A 19,763-nucleotide genomic window follows, 5' to 3' on the forward strand; every position below is an offset into this window, starting at 1 on the left:
GACACATCAGTTTGCGGAGACCGTGCATATGGCTGACGACAGCAGTATTTTCATCGGCGCCAGCCGCAAGCCCGACGACAGCTATCAGCGTGCCGAGCAGCTGTTGCTGCAATATGGGAATCGTCATGGCCTGGTGACGGGCGCCACCGGTACCGGCAAGACAGTCACCTTGCAGATCCTGGCCGAAGGATTTTCCAACGCCGGCGTGCCTGTGTTCTGCGCCGACATCAAGGGGGATCTGTCGGGCATCGCGATGATGGGCACGGCACAGGATTTCCTCGTCAAGCGGGCCGAACAGGTCAAGCTCGATCCTTATGACTTCCAGGAATTCCCCGTCATCTTCTGGGACTTGTTCGGCGAACAGGGTCATCCGATCCGCGCCACGGTCTCGGAAATGGGGCCGTTGTTGCTATCGCGCCTGATGAACCTGACCGAGGCGCAGGAAGGCATCATGAACATCGCCTTCCGCCTGGCTGACGAGGAAGGCCTGCTGCTGCTCGACATGAAGGACCTGCAGGCGCTCTTGGCCAACATCGCCGAGCGTGCCGACGAGATCGGCTCACGCTACGGCAACGTGACGAAGCCATCGGTCGGGGCGATCCAGCGCACGCTGCTCGTCCTGGAGCAGCAGGGCGCGGCGAACTTCTTCGGCGAACCGGCACTGCGTATCGCCGATATCATGCGCACCACCCGCGACGGACGCGGGGCCATCAGCGTGCTTGCCGCCGACAAGCTGATGATGAATCCGCGGCTCTACGCGACCTTCCTGCTATGGCTGATGTCGGAACTGTTCGAGGTGCTGCCGGAAGTCGGCGACCCCGACAAGCCGAAGCTGGTGTTCTTTTTCGACGAGGCGCATCTTCTGTTCGACGAAGCACCCAAGGTGCTGATCGATCGCGTCGAACAAGTGGTCCGACTGATCCGCTCGAAAGGCGTCGGCGTCTATTTCGTCACGCAGAACCCTTTGGATATCCCTGAAAAAGTCCTGGCCCAGCTCGGCAATCGCGTCCAGCACGCGCTGCGCGCCTATACGCCGCGTGAGCAGCAGGCAGTCCGGACGGCAGCCGAGACGTTCCGGCCAAATCCCGATTTTGACTGCATGACCGCCATTACCCAGCTTGCCACAGGCGAAGCGCTGGTCTCGACGCTGGAGGCCAAGGGTGTTCCGTCCATGGTGCAGCGGACGCTTATCCGCCCGCCATCCTCGCGGCTTGGACCCATAACTGCCGCTGAGCGGCAAAAGCTGATCCAGGAAAGCCCGGTCGCCGGCCAGTACGATCAGGCCGTCGACCGCGAATCGGCTTTCGAAATGCTGCAAAAAAAGGCCAAGGACGCGCAGGATGCCGAAGAGCAGGCCCAGCAGGCCGGCAGCGGCGGCTCGCGCTGGACCATTCCGGGCTTCGGCAATGACGATCCCGCGCCGCAATCGGGTGGCAGGCGCACATCTGCACCGCGCCCGTCCAACCGCCAGACGGTGGCCGAGGCGGCGATCAAGTCGGTGGTGCGCTCGGTCGGCTCGTCGGTCGGAAGGGCAATCGTGCGCGGGATATTGGGCAGTCTTTCCAGGGGGCGGTGAGCTTCGGATCTGAGGCAGAGGCATCCGCTTTGGCGAAATGCCCGTGGCTTGAAGCCGCATCGGATAGGCGGCATTGAGCCGGTTTTGGCGGACAGACGTTGGTTGGCCGGTTCGAGGAGGGCCCGAACCGACCTTTTCTGCGTCAGGTCGCTTCGAGCACCATGTTGAGTGGGGTCTGGGCAGCCCGCCGGACACGAGAGAACCCACCCGACCGGATCACTTCCGTCAGCCGGTTCTCTCCTGCTTGAGCTCCGAGCGCGAGGCCCGTCTCCTGTGCCAGTGATGTGGGAACGCAGATCATCGTCGAGGCCGAGTAGTACAGCCGTCCGACCGGATTGATATTTTCCTCCAGAGTATCTCCCGCCATGGGTTCGACGATCATCCAGGTGCCGCCCTCTTTTAGCGATTTGCGAATATGCACCGCCGCGGCCTTTGGGTCGCCCATATCGTGCAGGCAGTCGAAGCAGGTGATCAGATCGAAGCCACGCCCGCCAAAATCTTGCGCCCGGCCGACCTCGAAATTCAGGTTCGTCAGTCCGTACGACCGGGCATGCGCGGTCGCGGCGGCAATCGAGGCCGGATGGAAGTCGTAACCTATGAAGCGGGAGGCGGGGAAGGCCTGCGCCATCAGGATCGTCGACAGACCGTGCCCACACCCAACGTCGGCCACCGATGCCCCTGCCTTCAACGTGGCGACGACACCGTCAAGCGCCGGCAGCCAGTCCTTCACCAGGGCATTGACATAACCCGGCCGAAACAGACGTGACACGGCGCAAAACAGACACCCTGCCTGATCGCCCCAGGCAACGCCTCGCCCGGTCCTGAAAGCCGATTCCACTTTTGGCTGGTTCTCGACCATAGCAGCCGCGGTGTCGAAACCGCCAATCAGATGGACCGGGCTGTCGGGTTCGGCAAATACGAATGACTGCTCGGGCGTCAGCGAAAACCGTCCATGTTCATAGTGCACGTAGCCGGACGCCGCCTGCGCCGACAGCCATTCGCGAACGTAGCGACGCGCGCATCCTGCAGCATCGGCAAGTTCGTTGGCCTTCGCAGGGCCGATTTCCTTGAGCGTTTTGTAGAGACCCAGCGCATCTCCGATCCGAACCAACGGCACGCTGACCGCACCACCAAGGTCGCCCAGAACGCGGCCTACCAATTCATTGAGCCTGGTTTCATTGAGTTGCGTCATGTCGGGTTCCTCCTGATCTTCGGACGACGGCTTGTCGCTCCGCCGATTCCGAGGATGAGACCCCCTCTGATGATGGGCATGATGCAGCAGTCCCGTGGGGGAAGTGAAAGCGAATGCAAATAGGGACAGAAGTCCCTTATTTGTGGTCTGCGAGGAACTCAATCGGGCTGGGGCGCTCGCTCTCTGTCGGACAGCGTCATCACGATTGCCTGCGATCGGCTGTGGACGCCGAGCTTGCTGAAAATCATCGACAGTTGATTGCGCACGGTCTTCACGCTCTTGCTCAAGCGCTGCGCGATCGCGCGGTTGTCCAGCCCCTGTTTGACCAGATCCAGAAGCGCCGCCTCGGCAGGTGTCAGGCCGGCCTCTCGGATTGCGCGCGGCTGCCTGGGCCGCTCATGTCCGAGGAAGGCATCGAGTTCATCCTGGAACACCTTCCAGGCTGGCTCGGTCGGCAGGAGAACATGATTCTTGCTTTCAAGCGGCAGGAAGCGCGCTCCAGGGATCGCTGCGGCAAGCTTGCAGCCTTCATCGAACGGCACGCGCATGTCCCCGCGGCTGTGCGCGATCAACGTCGGGACGCGGAGTTTCACCGCGAGGTCGAGGACGTCGATCCCCTGCATCTGCCAGAGCAGGCGGGCGGCTACGTCGGCGCTTGCCGTCACGCGCTCAAGATCGCCCCACCAGCGGTGCTGTTCTTGTGTCCCGTTGGGAATGAAAAGGTTGGTGAAGAACTGGCAGAACGCAGGATTTTCGCGTCCCCAGCCAATGCGCACGAAATTGACGAGTGTTTCGGCTTCCAACCGCTCGGCCTCGGTCTGCGCTCGAACTCTCGCACCCTGGCCGTAGGCATTCAGCAGCACCAGATGCGACACCCGCTCAGGATGCCGCAGCGCATAGGCGATGCTGAGAGCGCCGCCTTGCGAAAGACCGAGCAGAACGAAACTTGGCTGCTCGATGGTCGCCGTCACGGCGTCCAGGTCTGCGTGCCACGCTTCGATCGAGAGGTCGGCGACATGGCGATCCGACAGACCGCAACCGCGTGGATCGTAGCGCACAAACTGGTTGTGGGCCGAAAGGGCCTGGAGCCATGGCCGCCAAACCGGGCTTTCGAGATCATAATCGACATGGCTCAGCCAGTGCGCCGCCCGAACGATCACCTTGCCTTCCCCGCATGATGCGACAGCGATGCGGGTACCGTCCTCGGACGTGCAGAACCGTATGCTCTGGCTGAGTTTCATCACCACAGAATATCGCAGTGGGCCGCCACGCGACAGACCGGTCTCCGCCGATGCAGAATCGGTTCCGTTTCAGAGAGACAATCCGGTGAAGGAGCGTCGTAACCGCCGCCCCTTCGCCTGCTCAGAAGATCGAATTGGTAATCGCCTTGACCGGTCCAAGTAGCACCGAACCGTCCGGCACTCCGGCGTCGATCGGGATCGCCTGTCGGTTGGCCGTCGCCACCATGGGTTGGCTGGCGTCGCTGGTCACGACGACCGGCGTCTTCGAGGGCACGCGATCATAGAGGTCGATAATGTCCTGGTTCATCAGACGCACGCAGCCTGACGATACCGACTTGCCGATCGACCGCCATTCAGGCGAGCCGTGCAGACGATAGAGCGTGTCGACATTGCCCTGGAACAGATAGAGCGCGCGTGCGCCGAGCGGGTTCTTCAGGCCGCCGGGCATGCCGCCATTGTCGGCGCTGTAGGGCTTCAATTCCGGCTGGCGGGCTATCATTTCGTCCGGCGGCGTCCACTTTGGCCATTTCTGCTTCCACTGAACGACGGCGTCGCCGGACCATTCGAAACCGGCGCGGCCAAGGCCGACGCCGTAGCGTATCGCCTGACCGCCTGGACGAACCAGATAAAGGAAGTGGCCGGTGGTATCGACGACTATGGTTCCCGGCTTCTGTCCCGTCGGGTCGGGAACGATCTGACGCAGGAACTGCGGATCGATCTTGTCGACGGGGATGGCCGGCAAATCGAAGCCGCCGTCGCTGACTGCCGCGTACATCGTCACATAATCGGTCAGGGGCGGTTCGACATAGGCTGGCGGCGGCGGCTCGACCGGGCCCGGCCCGGTAGTGGCGCATGCGGAAACCGCGATCGAAGCGGCGCCCAGGGCTGCGGCGTTGAGAAAGCCGCGACGGCTCAGGCGAAAAGATTCGATTTCGGTTATGGACATGGTTGCCTTCTTTAAGTCTCAAATCGCAACAAAGCGTGAATTCGCCGACAGTTCCGCGGGGTGCCTGACAACACCTGGGGCGATAGGCGGTTCCGATTCTGGCCCGAACGTGGGCAAACAAAGGCGAAGCTGTGACCGAGCCGCTACTGTGGCGCCAGAGACACAGGTCTCCTAGCTGCCGGGCACAAGGGCTTCGAGCGACGGCAGGATAAGGGCCGGTGGGAAATCCTGGTATTCTTCGGGCTGGTTGGAACGGTTGATCCACACCGTGCGAAAGCCGAATTTGGTGGCGCCTGCAATGTCCCAGCGGTTGGAGGACTGGAAGGAAACCGCGCCGGGGTAGAGGCGCCAGCCGGTGGCGACCATATCGTAGACAGCCGGATCGGTCTTGAAGCGCCGCACCCTGTCGACGGAATAGATGTCATCCAGAACCTGGTCGAGCGCGGCGGATTTGACCGCTGCCTGCAGCATTTCGGGCGAACCGTTTGACAGAATCGCCAGCCTCGCTCCCGAAGCCTTGAGCGCCTTGAGCACGGCCGGCACTTCCGGATAGCAATCCAGCCGCCAGTAGGCATCCAGCAATATCGCCTTGAGACCGGGGTCGGCCGAGGGAACCTTGCGCAAGGCGAAATCGAGCGCCTGTTCGGTCAGTTGCCAGAAATCGGCATAGGCGCCCATCAGCGTGCGCACCCAGGAATATTCGAGCTGCTTGGCGCGCCAGATCTCGGACAACAATTGGCCGTCCGGCCCGATCCGGTCTGCATGACGGCGCACGGCGGCATGCACGTCGAACAGCGTGCCATAGGCGTCGAAGACATAGGCGGCGTATTGCATGACAACAGTTTTGAGGGCAGGTGCGACAAGGTGCAAGCTTTGATTGCATTGCGCCCCGGCACTGGCCTCAACAAAACTCCATGATGCCGGTTGACGGCGCCCGCCAAAGCATCTTCCAATGGCCGTCACACGAGACCGATTGAGGCGGGACGACACGATGACACTGGCGGCTGCGGCGCAATCCGCGACATGGACTTTCGTCGATGGTGATTGGCACGAGGGCAACGTCGCCATTCTGGGGCCGCGCAGCCACGCCATGTGGCTCGGCACTAGCGTGTTCGACGGTGGCCGCTGGTTCGAAGGCGTGGCGCCGGATCTCGACCTCCATGCCGCCAGGGTGAATTCCTCGGCGATCGCGCTCGGCCTGAAGCCGAACATGAGCGCCGACAAGATCGTCGGGCTGACATGGGATGGGTTGAAGAAGTTCGACGGCAAGACGGCGGTCTATATCAGGCCGATGTACTGGGCCGAGCATGGCGGCTATATGGGCGTGCCGGCCGATCCCGCCTCGACCCGCTTCTGCCTTTGCCTCTATGAATCACCGATGATTCCGGCGACTGGCTTTTCGGTGACCGTGTCGCCGTTCCGGCGTCCGACCATCGAAACCATGCCGACCAACGCCAAGGCCGGCTGCCTTTACCCCAACAACGGTCGGGCCATTCTCGAAGCCAAGATGCGCGGCTTCGACAACGCAATGGTGCTCGACATGCTGGGCAACGTCGCCGAGACCGGAACCTCGAACATCTTCCTGGTCAAGGACGGTCACGTCTTTACGCCTGCGCCGAACGGCACCTTCCTGTCCGGCATCACCCGCTCGCGCACGATAACGCTGCTCGGCGAATATGGCTTCAGGACCACGGAAAAGACGCTGTCGGTGCGAGATTTCCTCGAAGCGGACGAAATTTTTTCGACCGGGAACCATTCCAAGGTGGTGCCGGTCACGCGTATCGAGGATCGCAATCTGCAACCCGGGCCGGTGGCCAAAAAGGCGCGCGAACTCTATTGGGCTTGGGCGCATTCGACTTCCCCTGCTTGAGCGGATAAAAAGGCGACCGACGCTTCATCCGGAGTTGTCCCAATCCATTCCAGACCTATCTTACTCCGGTATCGACACCGGATTTTTCCACGAGGGAGTACTATCCATGGCCTTTGAATTGCCCGCTCTGCCTTACGACTATGAGGCCTTGCAGCCTTACATGTCGAAAGAGACGCTGGAATATCACCACGACAAGCACCACAAGGCGTATGTCGATAACGGAAACAAGCTCGCCGCCGAGGCCGGCTTGGGTGATCTGTCGGTCGAAGAGGTGGTCAAGCAGTCGTTCGGCAAGAATGCCGGCCTCTTCAACAATGCTGCCCAGCACTACAACCATATCCATTTCTGGAAGTGGATGAAGAAAGGCGGCGGCGGCAACAAGCTGCCGGGCGCCTTGCAGAAGGCAGTCGATAGCGATCTTGGTGGCTATGACAAGTTCAAGGCCGACTTCATTGCCGCCGGCACGACTCAGTTCGGTTCCGGCTGGGCCTGGGTCTCGGTCAAGGATGGCAAGCTGGCGATCTCGAAGACGCCGAACGGCGAGAACCCGCTCGTTCATGGCGCGTCGCCGATCCTTGGCGTCGATGTCTGGGAGCACTCCTATTACATCGACTATCGCAACGCCCGGCCGAAATATCTCGAGGCGTTCGTCGATAGCCTGATCAACTGGGACCATGTCCTCGAATTGTACGAAAAGGCCTGATGCATGTTGCCCAAAAGTGCGCAGCGGTTTTGGGATAACGACATGCACGAAAACAAAGACTCAAACCGCGTCGTTCGAGTCCGCTTGAACACAGCGCGTTTGATGTCCTGATCGATCGTAGAGAAGCCCCGCGCGATGAACTGCTCCCCCGAAGGTTGATGCCCAACTTTCGGGGGGCAGTTCATCGAGCGGGGCTTTTCTTTTTCTGCGTCGAGATTCCCGTAACAACAAAGGTCTGGCAAAAATCATCAGGGGGAAGGGAATTTTCCCCCTGATGCATCCGTTAACGTCCTGTCCCGAAATGCCTTCATCATGGAGCCAATTGAATGAGAAAGCTTGTTATCGCCATCTCTATGCTCGCACTCGCGGCCTCGGCGGCTTTTGCCGACCCGATCCTCGATCGGCAGGCACTGATGAAGGAACGCGGAAAGATCGTCGGCGGCCTGTCGAAAGTGGTCAAGGGCGAGGAACCCTTTGATGCGGCGGCTGTGTTGACGCAACTTCAGGCGCTGCAGGCGAATGCCGACAAATTCGATGCCGATGCGCTGTTCCCGGCCGGCAGCGACACCGGCGACACCACGGCCTCGCCGAAGATCTGGGAAGACATGGCTGGCTTCAAGGCAGCGGAGGACAAATATCTCGCCGACGTCAAGGCTGCGGTCGCTGCGGCTCCCGCCGATGCCGACGCGCTGAAGGCGCAAGTCGGCGCTATCGGCTCGGATTGCGGCACCTGCCATCAAGGCTACAGAATCAAGAAGGGCTGATCACCAGCCATGGCATGGCTGAAGAAACTTGTCGGCGCCGTCGTCATTCTGGGCGGCGTCGGTGCAGTTGCCGGGTGGGTCCTGTCGGCGCCGGTGAGGCTCGACAGGGAAACCTTGGCCAAGCTCGGTCCTGGCGACGCAGCCAGGGGCAAGCGCATCTTTTATGCCGGCGGTTGCACATCCTGCCATGCAAAGCCGGGCTCACAGGGCGACACGCGGCTTCAGCTCGTTGGGGGCCTCGAACTCAAGACGCCCTTCGGAACCTTCGTGCCGCCCAACATTTCGCAAGATCCCAAGGACGGTATCGGCGCATGGTCTGTCGAGGACCTCGCCAATGCCATGCTGAAGGGCGTGTCGCCTTCTGGTGAGCATTTTTATCCGGCGTTTCCCTATGCATCCTACGCGCGCATGAATCCGGCCGACATTGGCGATCTCTATGCCTTCTTGAAGACGTTGCCGGCCGTCGCCGGCAAGGCGCCGGGCAATTCGCTCGATTTCCCCTTCGATATCCGCCGCGGCATCGGCCTGTGGAAATTGCTCTACCTCAGCGACCAGCCGGTTGTTGCCTTCCCCGAAGGCACGCCTGATCCGGTGATATCAGGCCGCTATCTGGTCGAAGGGCCAGGCCATTGCGGCGAATGCCACACGCCGCGCGATCTTGCGGGCGGCACGAAGAAGAACGAATGGCTGGCGGGCGCCGTGGCCGCGGAAGGCAGTGGCGTCGTGCCGAACATCACATCAGGCGAGGGCGGTCTCGCCGAATGGTCGGAGGCAGATATCGCCAACTATCTCGAAACCGGCTTCACGCCCGATTTCGATTCGGTCGGCGGCGCCATGGTCGACGTCCAGCGGAACATGGCCGAACTGACGCCGCAGGACCGTGCGGCCATCGCCGCCTATCTGAAGGCGATCCCGGCGCATCCAAACGGCTATCCGGCCCGCAAGAAGACGGCGAACTAGACCGGGTCTGCGGATAACAGGTGGCGGTCGCCGAGAAAATCGAAGCCCGTTTCGAAGAAATGGTTGTAGTTGCAGGTCAGCTCTTCGCCAGGCGCGATGTCGCGCAGCGCAAAGCTCTCCTCGGGTGAGGAGACGTCGCAGTTCGGCTCGTCGGCATGGTTCATATAGCGCGCGTCGTCGGCTTCGAAGACGATGTAGTTCGGATCGCGGCGGTCGGGATAGGAGTAGCGATCGAGATAGCTCTTCACCGGGCCGGCCACGCGCTCATAAGTCTCGACCTCGATGAGCCGATCGAACCTTGGGTCCAGCTTCCAGATCAGAGTGCCGCGAGGAATGTGGTTCTTGGCAAAGACGCCGATTCCCTGGATAGGCGATTTGTCGAGATAGACGTCGACGAGCAGCATAATGGACCTTTACGCGATTGGAGGCTGTCAGGCCGGGAAAAGCCGCGCACTGGGTAGCGCGCGGTCACCGCAATTGCGAGTGAAAATGAGCAACGGGAACTTAAAAAGTCCTGATTACGCAGCCTCTTCGGAAGGCGCGTCGATCATCGTCTGGAGTCAGCGTTGCTGCAGCGCCAGACGGACGCCCAAAGCGCAGTAGATGCCGCCGACAACTTTGCCCTGCCATCGTAACACCGACGGATTTCGGCGCAGGAACGTGCCGAGCCGGCCAGCGCTCACGGCAAAGACGACCGTGCTGAAAAGGCCCAGTACGACGAAGATGACCCCCAACACGGTCATCTGAAGCATTACCGTCCCGTTTTCAGGCCGCACGAACTGAGGCAGGAAAGCGAGGAAGAACAGAGCGGTCTTGGGGTTGAGCACTTCGGTCAGGACAGCCTGCCGAAACGCCTTGCCGGCAGAGATCGCAAGCGCGCCGGCAGCCGGGACGGCTGATGTTTTCTCCATGATCGCGCGAATGCCGAGATAAATCAGGTAGGCCGCGCCGATGTACTTTATCACGCTGAACAGCGTCGCCGACGCGGCGATGATCGCCGATATGCCGATCATGGCCATGACGGTGTGAAAGACGTCGCCGGCAGCGATCCCGCCGCCCGTCGCGATGCCGACCTTGGTTCCGGAACTCGTTGCCCGGGCGATCGTCAGCAGGGTGGCGGGGCCTGGAATGAAGACGAAGCCGAGCACAACCGCGATGTAGGCGATCAGGGTGGTGAGGTCGATCATTTGTTGGTTGCTCCCGTAAGCTGCGCCTTGCCCATCACTTTCAGCGCGAAGGAATAGGTGTAGGCGATCTCTTCCAGCCGCGAAAACCGGCCGGAAGCACCGGCATGGCCGGAATCCATGTTGATCTTGAACAGAACCGGATTGTCCCCGCTCTTGCGGTCGCGCAGCCGGGCCACCCATTTGGCCGGTTCCCAATAGGTGACGCGCGGATCGGTGAGACCGGCCAGCGCCAGGATCGGCGGATAGTCGTGATCAGCGACATTGTCATAGGGCGAGTAGGCGGCAATGGTCCGGTAGTCGTCGGCGGACGCGATCGGGTTGCCCCATTCGGGCCATTCCGGCGGCGTCAGTGGCAGGGTCGCATCGAGCATGGTGGTGAGCACATCGACGAAGGGAACCTCGGCGACGATGCCGCCAAAACAATCCGGCGCCATGTTGGCGACGGCACCCATCAGCATGCCGCCGGCCGAACCGCCCTGCGCGACGACACGGTCATGCGCCGTGTAACGCTCCGTGACCAGATGGCGCGCGACGGCGATGAAATCGGTGAACGTGTTCATCTTGTTCTCCCGCTTGCCGTCATCGTACCAGCCATAGCCCTTGTCCTTGCCGCCGCGAACGTGAGCGATGGCGAAGACAAAGCCACGGTCGACCAGCGAGAACCAGTTGGTGTTGAAGGCGGCCGGCACGGTGATGCCATAGGAGCCGTAGCCGTAAAGCAGGCAAGGCGCGGATCCGTCCAGCGGCGTGTCGCGATGATGCAAAAGCGAGATCGGCACCAGTTCGCCGTCGCTGGCCGGCGCCATCAGGCGCCGCGTGACATAGTGGTCCGCATCATGGCCGGACGGCACTTCCTGGGTCTTCAGCAGCACCCGCTCGCGGGTGCGCATATTGTAGTCGAACACCTGGGCCGGCGTCGTCATCGACGAGTAGGAAAAGCGCATGATCTCGGTGTCGTATTCATAGGAACCCGACAGTCCGAGCGAGAAGGCCTCCTCGTCGAGGGACAGAAGATGCTCCTCGCCGCTGATCCGGTCGCGCACGACGATGCGCGGCAGGCCTTCCTTGCGTTCGAGCCGGACCATGTGGTCCCTGAAGCCGATCACCGACAGGATCAGCCGACCGGGCTCATGCGGCACCAGTTCCTGCCAGTTGGCGCGCACGGGATCGCCCGCCGGTGCCGTCATGATCTTGAAGTCCTTGGCGCCGTCGGCATTGGTCAGGATGAAGAAGATATCGCCGCCTTCTTCCAACTCGTACTGAAGGCCAATCTCGCGCGGCGACACCAGTTTCGGCTCGGCAAACGGATCGTCGGCGCGCATCAGGCGGTATTCCGAGGTCTCGTGATCGTTGATGCCGATCATGATCCACTCGTTGTTGCGGGTGCCGTCGACATTCATGAAGAAGCCGGGATCGGTTTCCTCATAGATCAGCCGGTCGCTTTGCGGGCTGTCGCCAAGCGCATGGAACAGCACCTTCGACGGGCGGTGGTTGGGATCGAGACGTGTATAGAAGAAGCCGTCATTGCCAGCGTTCCAGACACCTGAACCGCCGGTGTCGGGGATCTGGTCCGCAAGCTCCCTGCCGTCGGCAAGGTCACGCACGCGAAGCGTGTAGAATTCGGAGCCCTTGTCGTCGAATGCCCAAAGCAGCCTTGCGTGGTCGGCCGAATGGTCGACGCCGCCAAGACGGAAATAGGCCTTGCCCGCGGCCTCCGCGTCGCCATCGAGCAGGATATGCTCGGCGCCGCCGTCGCGTGGCATGCGGAAATAGCGCGGCTGCTCGCCACCAAGCTTGAAGGACGAGCCATAGGCATAGGGTCCGTCCTTCATCGGCACGGAAGAATCGTCTTCCTTGATACGGCCCTTCATCTCCTTGAAAAGCTGCTTCTGCAGTTCGACCGTGTCGGCCATCAGCTTCGACTGGTACGCGTTCTCCGCCTCGAGTTCTACGCGGATTCCCGCATCGAGCAATGACGGGTCGCGGAACATCTCCTGCCAGTTGCCGGCCCGCAGCCAGGCATAGTCGTCGGTTCGCGTGATGCCGTGATGCGTGTCGGAAACCGGCCGCTTCTCGGGCGTAGGCGGGCTGACGATCGGAAATATGGATGTCTTGGTCATTGCGTCTCGCTTTGCCAGTATCTTGAATGGGCCAGTATCTTGAATGGACCATCTCAAATGGAGAAATATCTTGAACGGCGAATGAACACGCCGCTCAGGGCAGGTTCAAGAGCCACAGCGTATGGGTTGTGTCGGCTCCAGGAGATGAGCCGGGAGGAGAGATGATGACTATTTGGTCTCGGACTGCTGCGGCTTTCGCCGTTGCTTCACTAACTCTGGCCTTTGCCGGCCAGTCTCATGCGACCGTATTCGCGGCTTGGCAAGTGGCCAATGTGCCGTTCGGCGATACGCTCAATCTACGCAAATACCCTTCGGGCACATCCCAGAAGCAGGCGGGATATCCGAACGGGACCGTTCTGCAGATGACCGGGCGATGCACCGGCGGAATAAACCTGCTCGACATCGCCAACCAGCCGGCATGGAAGCAGGAACAGAAGATTCGCTATCGCTGGTGCGAAGTCTGGCATGATCCGGCCCAGAACGGCAATTTCATCACCGGCTGGGCCTATGGCAAATACATCACCCCGCAATGATTGACGCGGCAGCAATCAGCCGATCGGTTGGATGACAGGCATGCATGATTGCTTACGTATGACCACGGCAACCTATGGTTTTGTGGATAAATGTGAACAACCAATATTGCTCGGGCGATAGCCAAGCAAGATCAAACATTAAAACCCGTTTCGTGAGTTGCCACGAATGTAACGGCGATCTGACGTTACGTCAGCCGCCGCCGGCGGGAGCGCGAAATATCGATAAATTACACAATGCACGAAAGATTGAAGCTGATCGTGGAATAATTGATCAATATCGTTCAATATAGCGTAAGGGCCGAATTGACTTACTTGGTCTCCGCGCTCATTGATGTGCCCGCGACACGAATCGTAGAAACTCTACCTGCACAAAATTCGTGCGATGCCCTGCTTGTAAAAAAGGGCGCAGATCGATGTAACTCTTGTTGGGGCCCGAAGACCATGGATATTGTCGAAACACCTTCCAGAAACAGCGATGCGCTGATCGAATTGACCGCCGATGTGGTGGCCGCCTATGTCAGCAACAATCCCGTGCCGGTCGGCGAATTGCCGAACCTGATATCCGATGTCCATGCTGCGCTCGGGCGTGTGGGCGGAACCGCCGAACAGCCGCCTGCCGACAAGCAGAAGCCGGCGGTCAACCCGAAGCGGTCGGTTCATGACGACTACATCGTCTGCCTTGAAGACGGCAAGAAGTTCAAGTCGCTGAAGCGTCATTTGATGACCCACTATGACCTGACACCGGATCAGTATCGCGAAAAGTGGAACCTTGACCCGACCTATCCGATGGTTGCACCCAACTATGCGGCTGCCCGGTCACAGCTTGCCAAGAAGATGGGCCTCGGCCGCAAGCGCAAAGCGCGGTAATCGCTGCCAGAGCAATTCCAGCGCATAGAGCTTTCCCTTGGGAATTGCGTTAAAATAAGCCAGATCGGATCGACATCAACGGCGCCTTCGGGCGCCGTTTGATTTTTGCGCGCCGCGACGCGCGGATCGGGTGTGGAGGTGTCAGGCGGTCTGCTTGAGCGCTGCCTCGGCGTCGCGCTTGATGCGCTTGACCATCGAGCGAAGGCCGTTGGCGCGCTGCGGCGACAGATGTTCGTCGAGGCCGAGTTCTTTCAATGTCGCTTCCGCATCGGTCTGCTGGATTTCGCTGGCGGTCCTGCCGGAAAACAGCGCCAGCATGATCGCAACCAGCCCACGCACGATATGAGCGTCCGAATCGCCGGTGAAGGTGATGACTGGGTCGGCTCCAGCTCCGCGTTCGGTGGTCAGCCAGACCTGGCTCACGCATCCCGGCACCTTGTTGGCGGCGCTGCGCTGCTCGTCGGGAAATGGCGGCAGCGCCTCGCCGAGTTCGATGACATAGCGATAGCGGTCTTCCCATTCCTCGAGGAACGAAAAATCGTCGCGGATCGTCTGGATCGTGGTGGTCATGGCCCGGATATAGTCACGCGGCGGCGCCGCGTCACGGAAAAAACAAGGACACCGCGGGCGTCGAGAGGGCAGACAGCCCGCGGTGCGCCGTCGAAACGGCTTAATTCTGAGGCGGCAGGTTGACGGTCTCGGGCAAGACGATTTCTTCGGGCAGGCTGCCGGTCATCGTGGATGTGTCGGGGCTGGCGGCGGACTTGTCGTCCATTATCGCTGCCGCGATCTTGGCGGTCTCCTTGGCGCGGGCGGTGATGGTGTGCATTGCCGACTTGCCGGTCTCGCAGACATCGGGCTTGCGTTCGCAAATGCCGGCGATATCGCCAACCGCTTCGCGTGCCGCAAACAAGGCCTGGATCGGCCCGACGCTTTCGCGGCCCGATTCATCGGGGCCGACAGTCAGCGGCAGCGCCAGCAGCACCAGCGAAAACCAGAAAGCCATTCTTATGAGGAAGACCATGCCCTTGCCCTCTCGTCGTGACCGGATCATGCATCCATATGGCATGACCTCTTTTGTAGGCAGGATCTTGGCACACAGGCGCAAAGGACGGCTTGCAGGCAAAGAGAGAATTTTCCTCAAATTTTAGGCAAATTCGAGACGAAGCGTTCTGCAATCGTTTTGTCTCAATTGCCAGTGATTTTCCTTAACAACAAATAACCATATATCCCCATGATTTTCCTGTATTTTTCTTGGAATGTGGAAGTCCGAGTGCCGTGTGCGCTCTGTCCGATAGGTGCCGTCGCCGGATAACTCTCCGTTTACTATGGCTGCATTTGCCCGTGCTTTCGGCGGCCGGCATCCCGATATTTGCCGCAGGCCAGGGCCTTGGTCGGCCCTGCCTTATCCATTCCTTAAACGCTGGATGCGAGTTTCAAAGCCAACCAGAACCATCTGCAAAGCAGAGCTGTCCACGACAAGTGCGAGTGCGTTGAGTTGAGTTCAATCAAGGCCAGATACGTTGAATTGCCTGGCGCGATTTCTGCCGGTTGCGAACGTATGGTCCATCCGTCCATCCTTGGGCGGAGCGACCGCGAGCGCCAGCGCCGTTTCATCGGCGTCATGCTCGCCGCTCCTTTCTTTGCCGCCGGCGCCGCGGTCACGCTGGTCACTTCAGGCATGGGCGTTGCCGTCACCATGGCCGCCATCTTCGCCGCCTTTGGCCTGTGCTGGTTCGTCGCCTTGCTGGTGGCAGCGACCGGCAAGATGGCGATGGCGAGTCGGGTCGCCCTGGTGCTGGCCGGCATTTCGCTCGGCAGTCTCATTGCCGCCGCGGGCGGGTTGGGTTCGCCTGTCGCCATGCTTGTCTTGGCGCTGCCTTTCGAAGCCTGGTGGATCGGCGGCTCGCGACGTGCAGCACTGTGGGGAGCCGTGTCGGCCGCTGTCGCCATCCTGGCTCAGCCTTTGGCTGGAACCGTATTTCCTTTCGCAGGAGCGCAGATCGCGGCGTGGCACTGGCTGGTGCCGTTGGTGTGGGCGCTGACACTGATGCCGCGTGCATCGGCGTTTCAAAACACCGCCGACGCGGCTGTGGTCGACACTGCCGACCGGCTCGAAGACATCATCGATGCGGTGGTCTTGCGCGTTGCCCGTCATGGCGAGGTACTGGACGCGTCGCCAAAGGCCCGCACGCTTTTGAAACTGCCGCCCGAACTGCTGTCCGGAAACGGCCTCTTCGATCGCGTCCATCTGTCGGATCGCGTTTCCTATCTCAGCGCGATGGCCGACATGCGCGACGGTGCGCTGTCGCGCCGGCTCGAATTGCGCATCCGGCTGCCTCAGAACGGCAATAGCCTGACGGCCGACAATTACCGGCCGTTCTCGCTTGATCTGGTGCGTGGTGAGGAACAGGGTGGCGTCTTTACGCTCGTCCTGCGCGAGAATGACGAGATCAGCCGGTTGCGCGAGGATCTCGCGGCGGCCAATGAGGCGGCCGCATCCGCCGAGGTGGCGAAGGGGCGCTTCCTGGCGGTGGTCAGCCACGAACTGCGCACGCCGTTGAATGCCATCATCGGCTTCTCGGATATGCTGCTGCACGAGATGTTCGGCGCCTTCAAGGATCCGCGCCAGAAGGAATATGTCGGCTTGGTACGGGATTCGGGCCAGCATCTGCTCGCCGTCGTAACCTCGATACTCGACGTGTCCAGGATTGAATCGGGCGTTTACGCGACCGAACCCGAGCCGTTCCGGTTCGCGGAAGCGGTCGACATGTGCCAGTCGATGATGCAACTGCAGGCGCAGGCCAAGAACATCGATCTGCGGGCGCAGATCGCGCCGGACGCCGGCGACATCAATGCCGATCAGCGCGCCGTGCAGCAGATGCTCATCAACCTGGTCTCCAACGCGATCAAGTTCACCCCCGACGGCGGCGACGTCGTCGTCGGTGCCAAGCGGATCGGTTCGCGCCTGCATTTCTGGGTCAGGGACACCGGCATCGGCATCGCCGAGGAGGATTTCGCCAATCTCGGCAAGCCCTTCATGCAGATCCAGAACGACTATACCCGCCGTTTCGAGGGGACTGGTCTTGGCCTTTCACTTGTCAAGGGTCTGGTGGCGCTCCACGAAGGCACGATGTCCATCGAAAGCATGCCGGGCGAGGGCACCACGGTGACCATCAGCCTGCCGGTGAACGGACCGAAGGGACATCAGGCGGAGAAGGCCGGCGTGCTGACCATGCCTGTAGCGATGGCGAAAGGGGACAGAAATGGCTCGCTCCGCAAAACAGGCTAAGGCGGTCAAGCGCCGCAGCAACGCCTTTCAGGACGGCGCTGTCGCCGTCGGCGGCATGATCTCGCGCAACCCTGTCCTGGTGGGCGGCTCGACGGCATTCCTGGTGACGCTGTTCTACGTCTCCGCAAATGCCTTGTGGTACCAGCCTTTCCCGCATGCCGGCGCATTCTTCGCGACCCGCAGCATTGCGGGTTTTCCGCACGCGGCGCCCGACGAGCCGGAAACGACGTTCAACATCGTGCGGCCATCCGGCGCGCCGGCACCGATCAAGGGCGATCCGGTTGTCGAGCAGGTGCAAGGCATATTGAAGGATCTCGATTTCTATTCGGGAACGGTCGACGGCATTTCCGGACCCAACACCCGCAAGGCTATCCAGGACTATCAGCAGAAGGTTGGGCTCAACACGTCCGGCGAGATCGACGCGCTTCTGCTCGATCAACTGGGCGCGACGCCGAAAACCGCTTCCGTGGTACCCAGGCCGCAGCCGCGTCCGGATACGCCGGCCGCCGTTCCGGTGTCTTTGCAGACAGGTTCGGGACAGACAAATTCCGGACAGGCGAATGCCGCGACGCAAGCGCCCGATGCCCGCATCGTCAAGATCCAGGCCGGGCTCAAGGCGTTCGGCAATGACGACATGCAGCTGGATGGTGTCGTCGGCGCGCGCACCAAGGCAGCGATCAAGGAATTCCAGTCGCTGTTCGGGCTGCCGCAGACCGGCGAGCCCGATGAGATCGTCTACGTCAAGATGCGCGAGATCGGCCTGACCAACTGACGGCTGAACGACGGCTCGCCCAGCGGCGGAAATATCGACAAAGCAATTCCAGGAAAAGTGTGAAACGGTTTTCCGTCCGGAATCGCGTCAAACAAGGGCTAAAGTAGTTTGCCGTTTCCTTGAAACGGCAAACTACTTTAGAGAACCCGCCTGCCTTGTTCTCATGCATGCCGTTGTTCCAAAACCGGAACCCACCTTTTGGGCGACATGCATTCGCGGAGTTTTCTCATGCGTGTCACATCGGATCTGTGGGTCTCGGCCCTGTTGCGCCGGGTTTTCGGCGCCGGCGGATTTGCCGCCGTGGTCAAGCGCGGCGCGACCGAGGCCGGCGCTGTCTTCGTCCTGGCGCGGGGCAGGCTGGGCGAGGTTGCCCTCTTCGGGCCGGCGCCGCAGACAAGCTATGATTCGGCCAAGCCCGACGACCGGTTTTTCACTCTGCTCGGAGCCGGCGAGGATGCCTCCGTGCTCGACGCCAGGCTGGAAAGGGAGAAAAAGTTCGATCCCGACATTTGGGTGGTCGAGATCGAGGCCGGCACCGTGCCTGTCGAGGAGCTTATTTCCGTGAAGACGCCCTGAGGCCGGAGGTATCAGCCGCATCGTCGCTGTTCGAGGCGGTGCGTGTATCGCTGTTGGCAGGTGCTGCGCCGCGAACCGCCCTTGAAAGGGTTTCCGCCCGCCACGACCGCATCTTGTCCTGGGCCGCTTCGCGATGCAGCAGCCGGTAACGGTCGAGGAAAGTCCGGATAGCCTGCGGATGCGGGAACTGGCTGGGATAGACGGCAACCGCGATCAGGAAGGCCCTGTCCTCGCTGAGGTCGAGCGAGCGTAAGGCGGCAAGCAGTGAGGCATAATTCTGGTTGGCGGTGAGCGATCGCGCGATCTCGAAATCGATATCGAGTGCATCGGCGAGCGCGGTTTGGAAGAACGCGGCGTTTCCCGTCAGAGCTGTCTCGCGCAATTTCACATAGGTGTCGGCGCCCTTGAAAGGATCGGCGCCCGTCGCTGCCGCCTCGTCGCCGGTGCGCATCATCGAGCGCAGCCTGCGCCGTGCATTCTCAGCCGCGATGCCGAGTGCCTGTTCCCGGGCCAGCTCGCCGGAGGCGCTTTCCGCGCTCGCTGGCGCGATCTTGTCTGCTGCAGCGGCGTTCGCATCCGGGTCCGGCGCACGCACCAGGGTTGGCCTCTCGAGGGCCCTGATCAGATCAGCAATGGTCGGGTTCAAGCTCTTGCGGCGCGCGATGGCACGCGCATGCGGCAGGCCATGTCGCCCGATCAGGGCGATGAGATCGATGTCGCTGACGGCGCGTGAGCGGATGAGCAGCGGCGCGGCAATGTCGACCGGTTCCTCGCAAAGGCGGCGCACCAGGGCGGCGGGGGCGTATTCGCATTCGGAAAGGGCGGCCGCCACGTAACGGCGAGATTCGACGGACACATTGTCGAACAGCGGCAGCGTCAGGTCTTCGAGTTGGCCAATCTCACGGCGTGAAGGGCGGGTGAGCGAGCAAAACGCCGACACTGCGGCGCGGAACAGCCTTTCGGCCTTTCCCGAGTCTTTTCGCACCGCGATTTGCCTGAAGTCCGAAGATGACACGAAGGATACGCCCGTACTCGACACAAGCTTGGCCGCGCTCGACCGGGACTGTGCCGGTTTCGCGAGCGCCAAGAACAAAGATCAAGTTAGCGGCGATCCGTTAGCGTTCCGTTAACCCTCTGCCGGCCTTAATGACATTTGGAGGCGTT

General features: G+C 61.2%; 20 protein-coding genes. 10 read left to right on the forward strand and 10 right to left on the reverse strand.

Going from position 1 to position 19,763, the window contains the following annotated elements; translation table 11 throughout:
• Positions 1–28: 28 nt before the first annotated feature.
• Positions 29–1,576 carry a helicase HerA-like C-terminal domain-containing protein gene (locus tag NKI21_RS17365; protein ID WP_023812775.1) on the forward strand — a complete coding sequence of 516 codons (1,548 nt, stop codon included), beginning with the start codon at positions 29–31 and terminating at the stop codon, positions 1,574–1,576.
• A 142-nt stretch (positions 1,577–1,718) separates the two neighbouring features.
• Here the strand turns inward: NKI21_RS17365 and NKI21_RS17370 are convergent, their stop codons facing one another.
• The 4 genes from NKI21_RS17370 to NKI21_RS17385 form a co-directional block, all read right to left on the reverse strand.
• Positions 1,719–2,768 carry a class I SAM-dependent methyltransferase gene (locus tag NKI21_RS17370; protein ID WP_023812776.1) on the reverse strand — a complete coding sequence of 350 codons (1,050 nt, stop codon included), beginning with the start codon at positions 2,766–2,768 and terminating at the stop codon, positions 1,719–1,721.
• A gap of 158 nt (positions 2,769–2,926) precedes the next feature.
• Positions 2,927–4,009, reverse strand: a complete 1,083-nt coding sequence (locus NKI21_RS17375) for an alpha/beta fold hydrolase (RefSeq protein ID WP_352441365.1) — start codon at positions 4,007–4,009, stop codon at positions 2,927–2,929.
• Between the two features lie 121 nt (positions 4,010–4,130).
• The gene (locus tag NKI21_RS17380; protein ID WP_023812778.1) at positions 4,131–4,955 is read right to left on the reverse strand and encodes a L,D-transpeptidase; all 825 of its coding nucleotides are present in this window, start codon (positions 4,953–4,955) and stop codon (positions 4,131–4,133) included.
• 171 nt (positions 4,956–5,126) lie between these two features.
• Entirely contained in the window at positions 5,127–5,789 is a 663-nt protein-coding gene (locus tag NKI21_RS17385; protein ID WP_023812779.1) for a haloacid dehalogenase type II, read from the reverse strand.
• A gap of 157 nt (positions 5,790–5,946) precedes the next feature.
• Between NKI21_RS17385 and NKI21_RS17390 the strand changes: the two genes are divergently transcribed.
• The 4 genes from NKI21_RS17390 (at position 5,947) to NKI21_RS17405 (ending at position 9,252) form a co-directional block, all read left to right on the forward strand.
• A complete protein-coding gene (locus tag NKI21_RS17390) occupies positions 5,947–6,825 on the forward strand; it encodes a branched-chain amino acid aminotransferase (RefSeq protein ID WP_023812780.1) in 879 nt (292 codons plus the stop codon).
• A gap of 106 nt (positions 6,826–6,931) precedes the next feature.
• Positions 6,932–7,528 carry a superoxide dismutase gene (locus NKI21_RS17395; protein ID WP_023812781.1) on the forward strand — a complete coding sequence of 199 codons (597 nt, stop codon included), beginning with the start codon at positions 6,932–6,934 and terminating at the stop codon, positions 7,526–7,528.
• Positions 7,529–7,854: 326 nt separating this feature from the next.
• Positions 7,855–8,292, forward strand: a complete 438-nt coding sequence (locus NKI21_RS17400; RefSeq protein WP_023812782.1) for a c-type cytochrome — start codon at positions 7,855–7,857, stop codon at positions 8,290–8,292.
• A gap of 9 nt (positions 8,293–8,301) precedes the next feature.
• Complete coding sequence (locus NKI21_RS17405) at positions 8,302–9,252, forward strand: cytochrome c (protein ID WP_352441310.1); 951 nt, start codon at positions 8,302–8,304, stop codon at positions 9,250–9,252.
• Here NKI21_RS17405 and NKI21_RS17410 read toward each other — a convergent pair.
• The 3 genes from NKI21_RS17410 to NKI21_RS17420 form a co-directional block, all read right to left on the reverse strand.
• Positions 9,249–9,656, reverse strand: coding sequence for an SET domain-containing protein (locus NKI21_RS17410; RefSeq protein WP_023812784.1), 408 nt, complete (start codon positions 9,654–9,656; stop codon positions 9,249–9,251). The genes NKI21_RS17405 and NKI21_RS17410 overlap by 4 nt on opposite strands.
• Before the next feature lie 156 nt (positions 9,657–9,812).
• The gene (locus NKI21_RS17415; protein WP_352441309.1) at positions 9,813–10,439 is read right to left on the reverse strand and encodes a LysE family translocator; all 627 of its coding nucleotides are present in this window, start codon (positions 10,437–10,439) and stop codon (positions 9,813–9,815) included.
• Entirely contained in the window at positions 10,436–12,559 is a 2,124-nt protein-coding gene (locus tag NKI21_RS17420; protein WP_352441308.1) for a S9 family peptidase, read from the reverse strand. The genes NKI21_RS17415 and NKI21_RS17420 overlap by 4 nt, the downstream gene beginning before the upstream one ends.
• A 164-nt stretch (positions 12,560–12,723) precedes the next feature.
• On the opposite strand from NKI21_RS17420, the gene NKI21_RS17425 reads away from it, so the two are divergent.
• Together NKI21_RS17425 and NKI21_RS17430 are read left to right on the forward strand one after the other, a co-directional pair.
• Complete coding sequence (locus tag NKI21_RS17425) at positions 12,724–13,092, forward strand: SH3 domain-containing protein (protein WP_352441307.1); 369 nt, start codon at positions 12,724–12,726, stop codon at positions 13,090–13,092.
• A gap of 441 nt (positions 13,093–13,533) precedes the next feature.
• A complete protein-coding gene (locus NKI21_RS17430) occupies positions 13,534–13,959 on the forward strand; it encodes a Ros/MucR family transcriptional regulator (protein WP_013532660.1) in 426 nt (141 codons plus the stop codon).
• A gap of 141 nt (positions 13,960–14,100) precedes the next feature.
• Here the strand turns inward: NKI21_RS17430 and NKI21_RS17435 are convergent, their stop codons facing one another.
• The gene (locus NKI21_RS17435) at positions 14,101–14,529 is read right to left on the reverse strand and encodes a SufE family protein (protein ID WP_127292519.1); all 429 of its coding nucleotides are present in this window, start codon (positions 14,527–14,529) and stop codon (positions 14,101–14,103) included.
• Between the two features lie 100 nt (positions 14,530–14,629).
• Positions 14,630–14,983: a DUF5330 domain-containing protein gene (locus NKI21_RS17440; RefSeq protein WP_023812789.1), complete on the reverse strand. Its 354-nt coding sequence runs from the start codon at positions 14,981–14,983 to the stop codon at positions 14,630–14,632.
• Positions 14,984–15,520: 537 nt separating this feature from the next.
• Between NKI21_RS17440 and NKI21_RS17445 the strand changes: the two genes are divergently transcribed.
• From NKI21_RS17445 to NKI21_RS17455, 3 genes are all read left to right on the forward strand, one after another.
• Positions 15,521–17,251: an ATP-binding protein gene (locus tag NKI21_RS17445; RefSeq protein WP_352774664.1), complete on the forward strand. Its 1,731-nt coding sequence runs from the start codon at positions 15,521–15,523 to the stop codon at positions 17,249–17,251.
• Entirely contained in the window at positions 17,226–18,023 is a 798-nt protein-coding gene (locus NKI21_RS17450; protein WP_023812791.1) for a peptidoglycan-binding domain-containing protein, read from the forward strand. Before NKI21_RS17445 ends, NKI21_RS17450 begins: the two co-directional genes overlap by 26 nt.
• A 228-nt stretch (positions 18,024–18,251) precedes the next feature.
• Complete coding sequence (locus tag NKI21_RS17455) at positions 18,252–18,599, forward strand: DUF1491 family protein (RefSeq protein WP_352866493.1); 348 nt, start codon at positions 18,252–18,254, stop codon at positions 18,597–18,599.
• On the opposite strand, the gene NKI21_RS17460 is transcribed toward NKI21_RS17455, so the two are convergent.
• On the reverse strand, positions 18,577–19,614 hold the full coding sequence (locus NKI21_RS17460) for a hypothetical protein (protein ID WP_352866496.1): 1,038 nt from the start codon (positions 19,612–19,614) through the stop codon (positions 18,577–18,579). The two genes, NKI21_RS17455 and NKI21_RS17460, sit on opposite strands and share 23 nt — an antisense overlap.
• Positions 19,615–19,763: the final 149 nt, after the last annotated feature.

Origin of the sequence: Mesorhizobium sp. M0715 (genome assembly GCF_040320355.1) — a bacterium.
GTDB lineage: Bacteria > Pseudomonadota > Alphaproteobacteria > Rhizobiales > Rhizobiaceae > Mesorhizobium.

Coding starts and splice junctions, on each gene's coding strand:
- NKI21_RS17450 (WP_023812791.1), top strand. CDS start 17,226: ATGGCTCGCTCCGCAAAACAGGCTAAGGCGGTCAAGCGCCGCAGCAAC.
- NKI21_RS17420 (WP_352441308.1), bottom strand. CDS start 12,559: ATGACCAAGACATCCATATTTCCGATCGTCAGCCCGCCTACGCCCGAG.
- NKI21_RS17415 (WP_352441309.1), bottom strand. CDS start 10,439: ATGATCGACCTCACCACCCTGATCGCCTACATCGCGGTTGTGCTCGGC.
- NKI21_RS17370 (WP_023812776.1), bottom strand. CDS start 2,768: ATGACGCAACTCAATGAAACCAGGCTCAATGAATTGGTAGGCCGCGTT.
- NKI21_RS17445 (WP_352774664.1), top strand. CDS start 15,521: ATGGTCCATCCGTCCATCCTTGGGCGGAGCGACCGCGAGCGCCAGCGC.
- NKI21_RS17390 (WP_023812780.1), top strand. CDS start 5,947: ATGACACTGGCGGCTGCGGCGCAATCCGCGACATGGACTTTCGTCGAT.
- NKI21_RS17405 (WP_352441310.1), top strand. CDS start 8,302: ATGGCATGGCTGAAGAAACTTGTCGGCGCCGTCGTCATTCTGGGCGGC.
- NKI21_RS17375 (WP_352441365.1), bottom strand. CDS start 4,009: ATGAAACTCAGCCAGAGCATACGGTTCTGCACGTCCGAGGACGGTACC.
- NKI21_RS17380 (WP_023812778.1), bottom strand. CDS start 4,955: ATGTCCATAACCGAAATCGAATCTTTTCGCCTGAGCCGTCGCGGCTTT.
- NKI21_RS17440 (WP_023812789.1), bottom strand. CDS start 14,983: ATGGTCTTCCTCATAAGAATGGCTTTCTGGTTTTCGCTGGTGCTGCTG.
- NKI21_RS17455 (WP_352866493.1), top strand. CDS start 18,252: ATGCGTGTCACATCGGATCTGTGGGTCTCGGCCCTGTTGCGCCGGGTT.
- NKI21_RS17395 (WP_023812781.1), top strand. CDS start 6,932: ATGGCCTTTGAATTGCCCGCTCTGCCTTACGACTATGAGGCCTTGCAG.
- NKI21_RS17435 (WP_127292519.1), bottom strand. CDS start 14,529: ATGACCACCACGATCCAGACGATCCGCGACGATTTTTCGTTCCTCGAG.
- NKI21_RS17400 (WP_023812782.1), top strand. CDS start 7,855: ATGAGAAAGCTTGTTATCGCCATCTCTATGCTCGCACTCGCGGCCTCG.
- NKI21_RS17365 (WP_023812775.1), top strand. CDS start 29: ATGGCTGACGACAGCAGTATTTTCATCGGCGCCAGCCGCAAGCCCGAC.
- NKI21_RS17425 (WP_352441307.1), top strand. CDS start 12,724: ATGACTATTTGGTCTCGGACTGCTGCGGCTTTCGCCGTTGCTTCACTA.
- NKI21_RS17410 (WP_023812784.1), bottom strand. CDS start 9,656: ATGCTGCTCGTCGACGTCTATCTCGACAAATCGCCTATCCAGGGAATC.
- NKI21_RS17385 (WP_023812779.1), bottom strand. CDS start 5,789: ATGCAATACGCCGCCTATGTCTTCGACGCCTATGGCACGCTGTTCGAC.
- NKI21_RS17430 (WP_013532660.1), top strand. CDS start 13,534: ATGGATATTGTCGAAACACCTTCCAGAAACAGCGATGCGCTGATCGAA.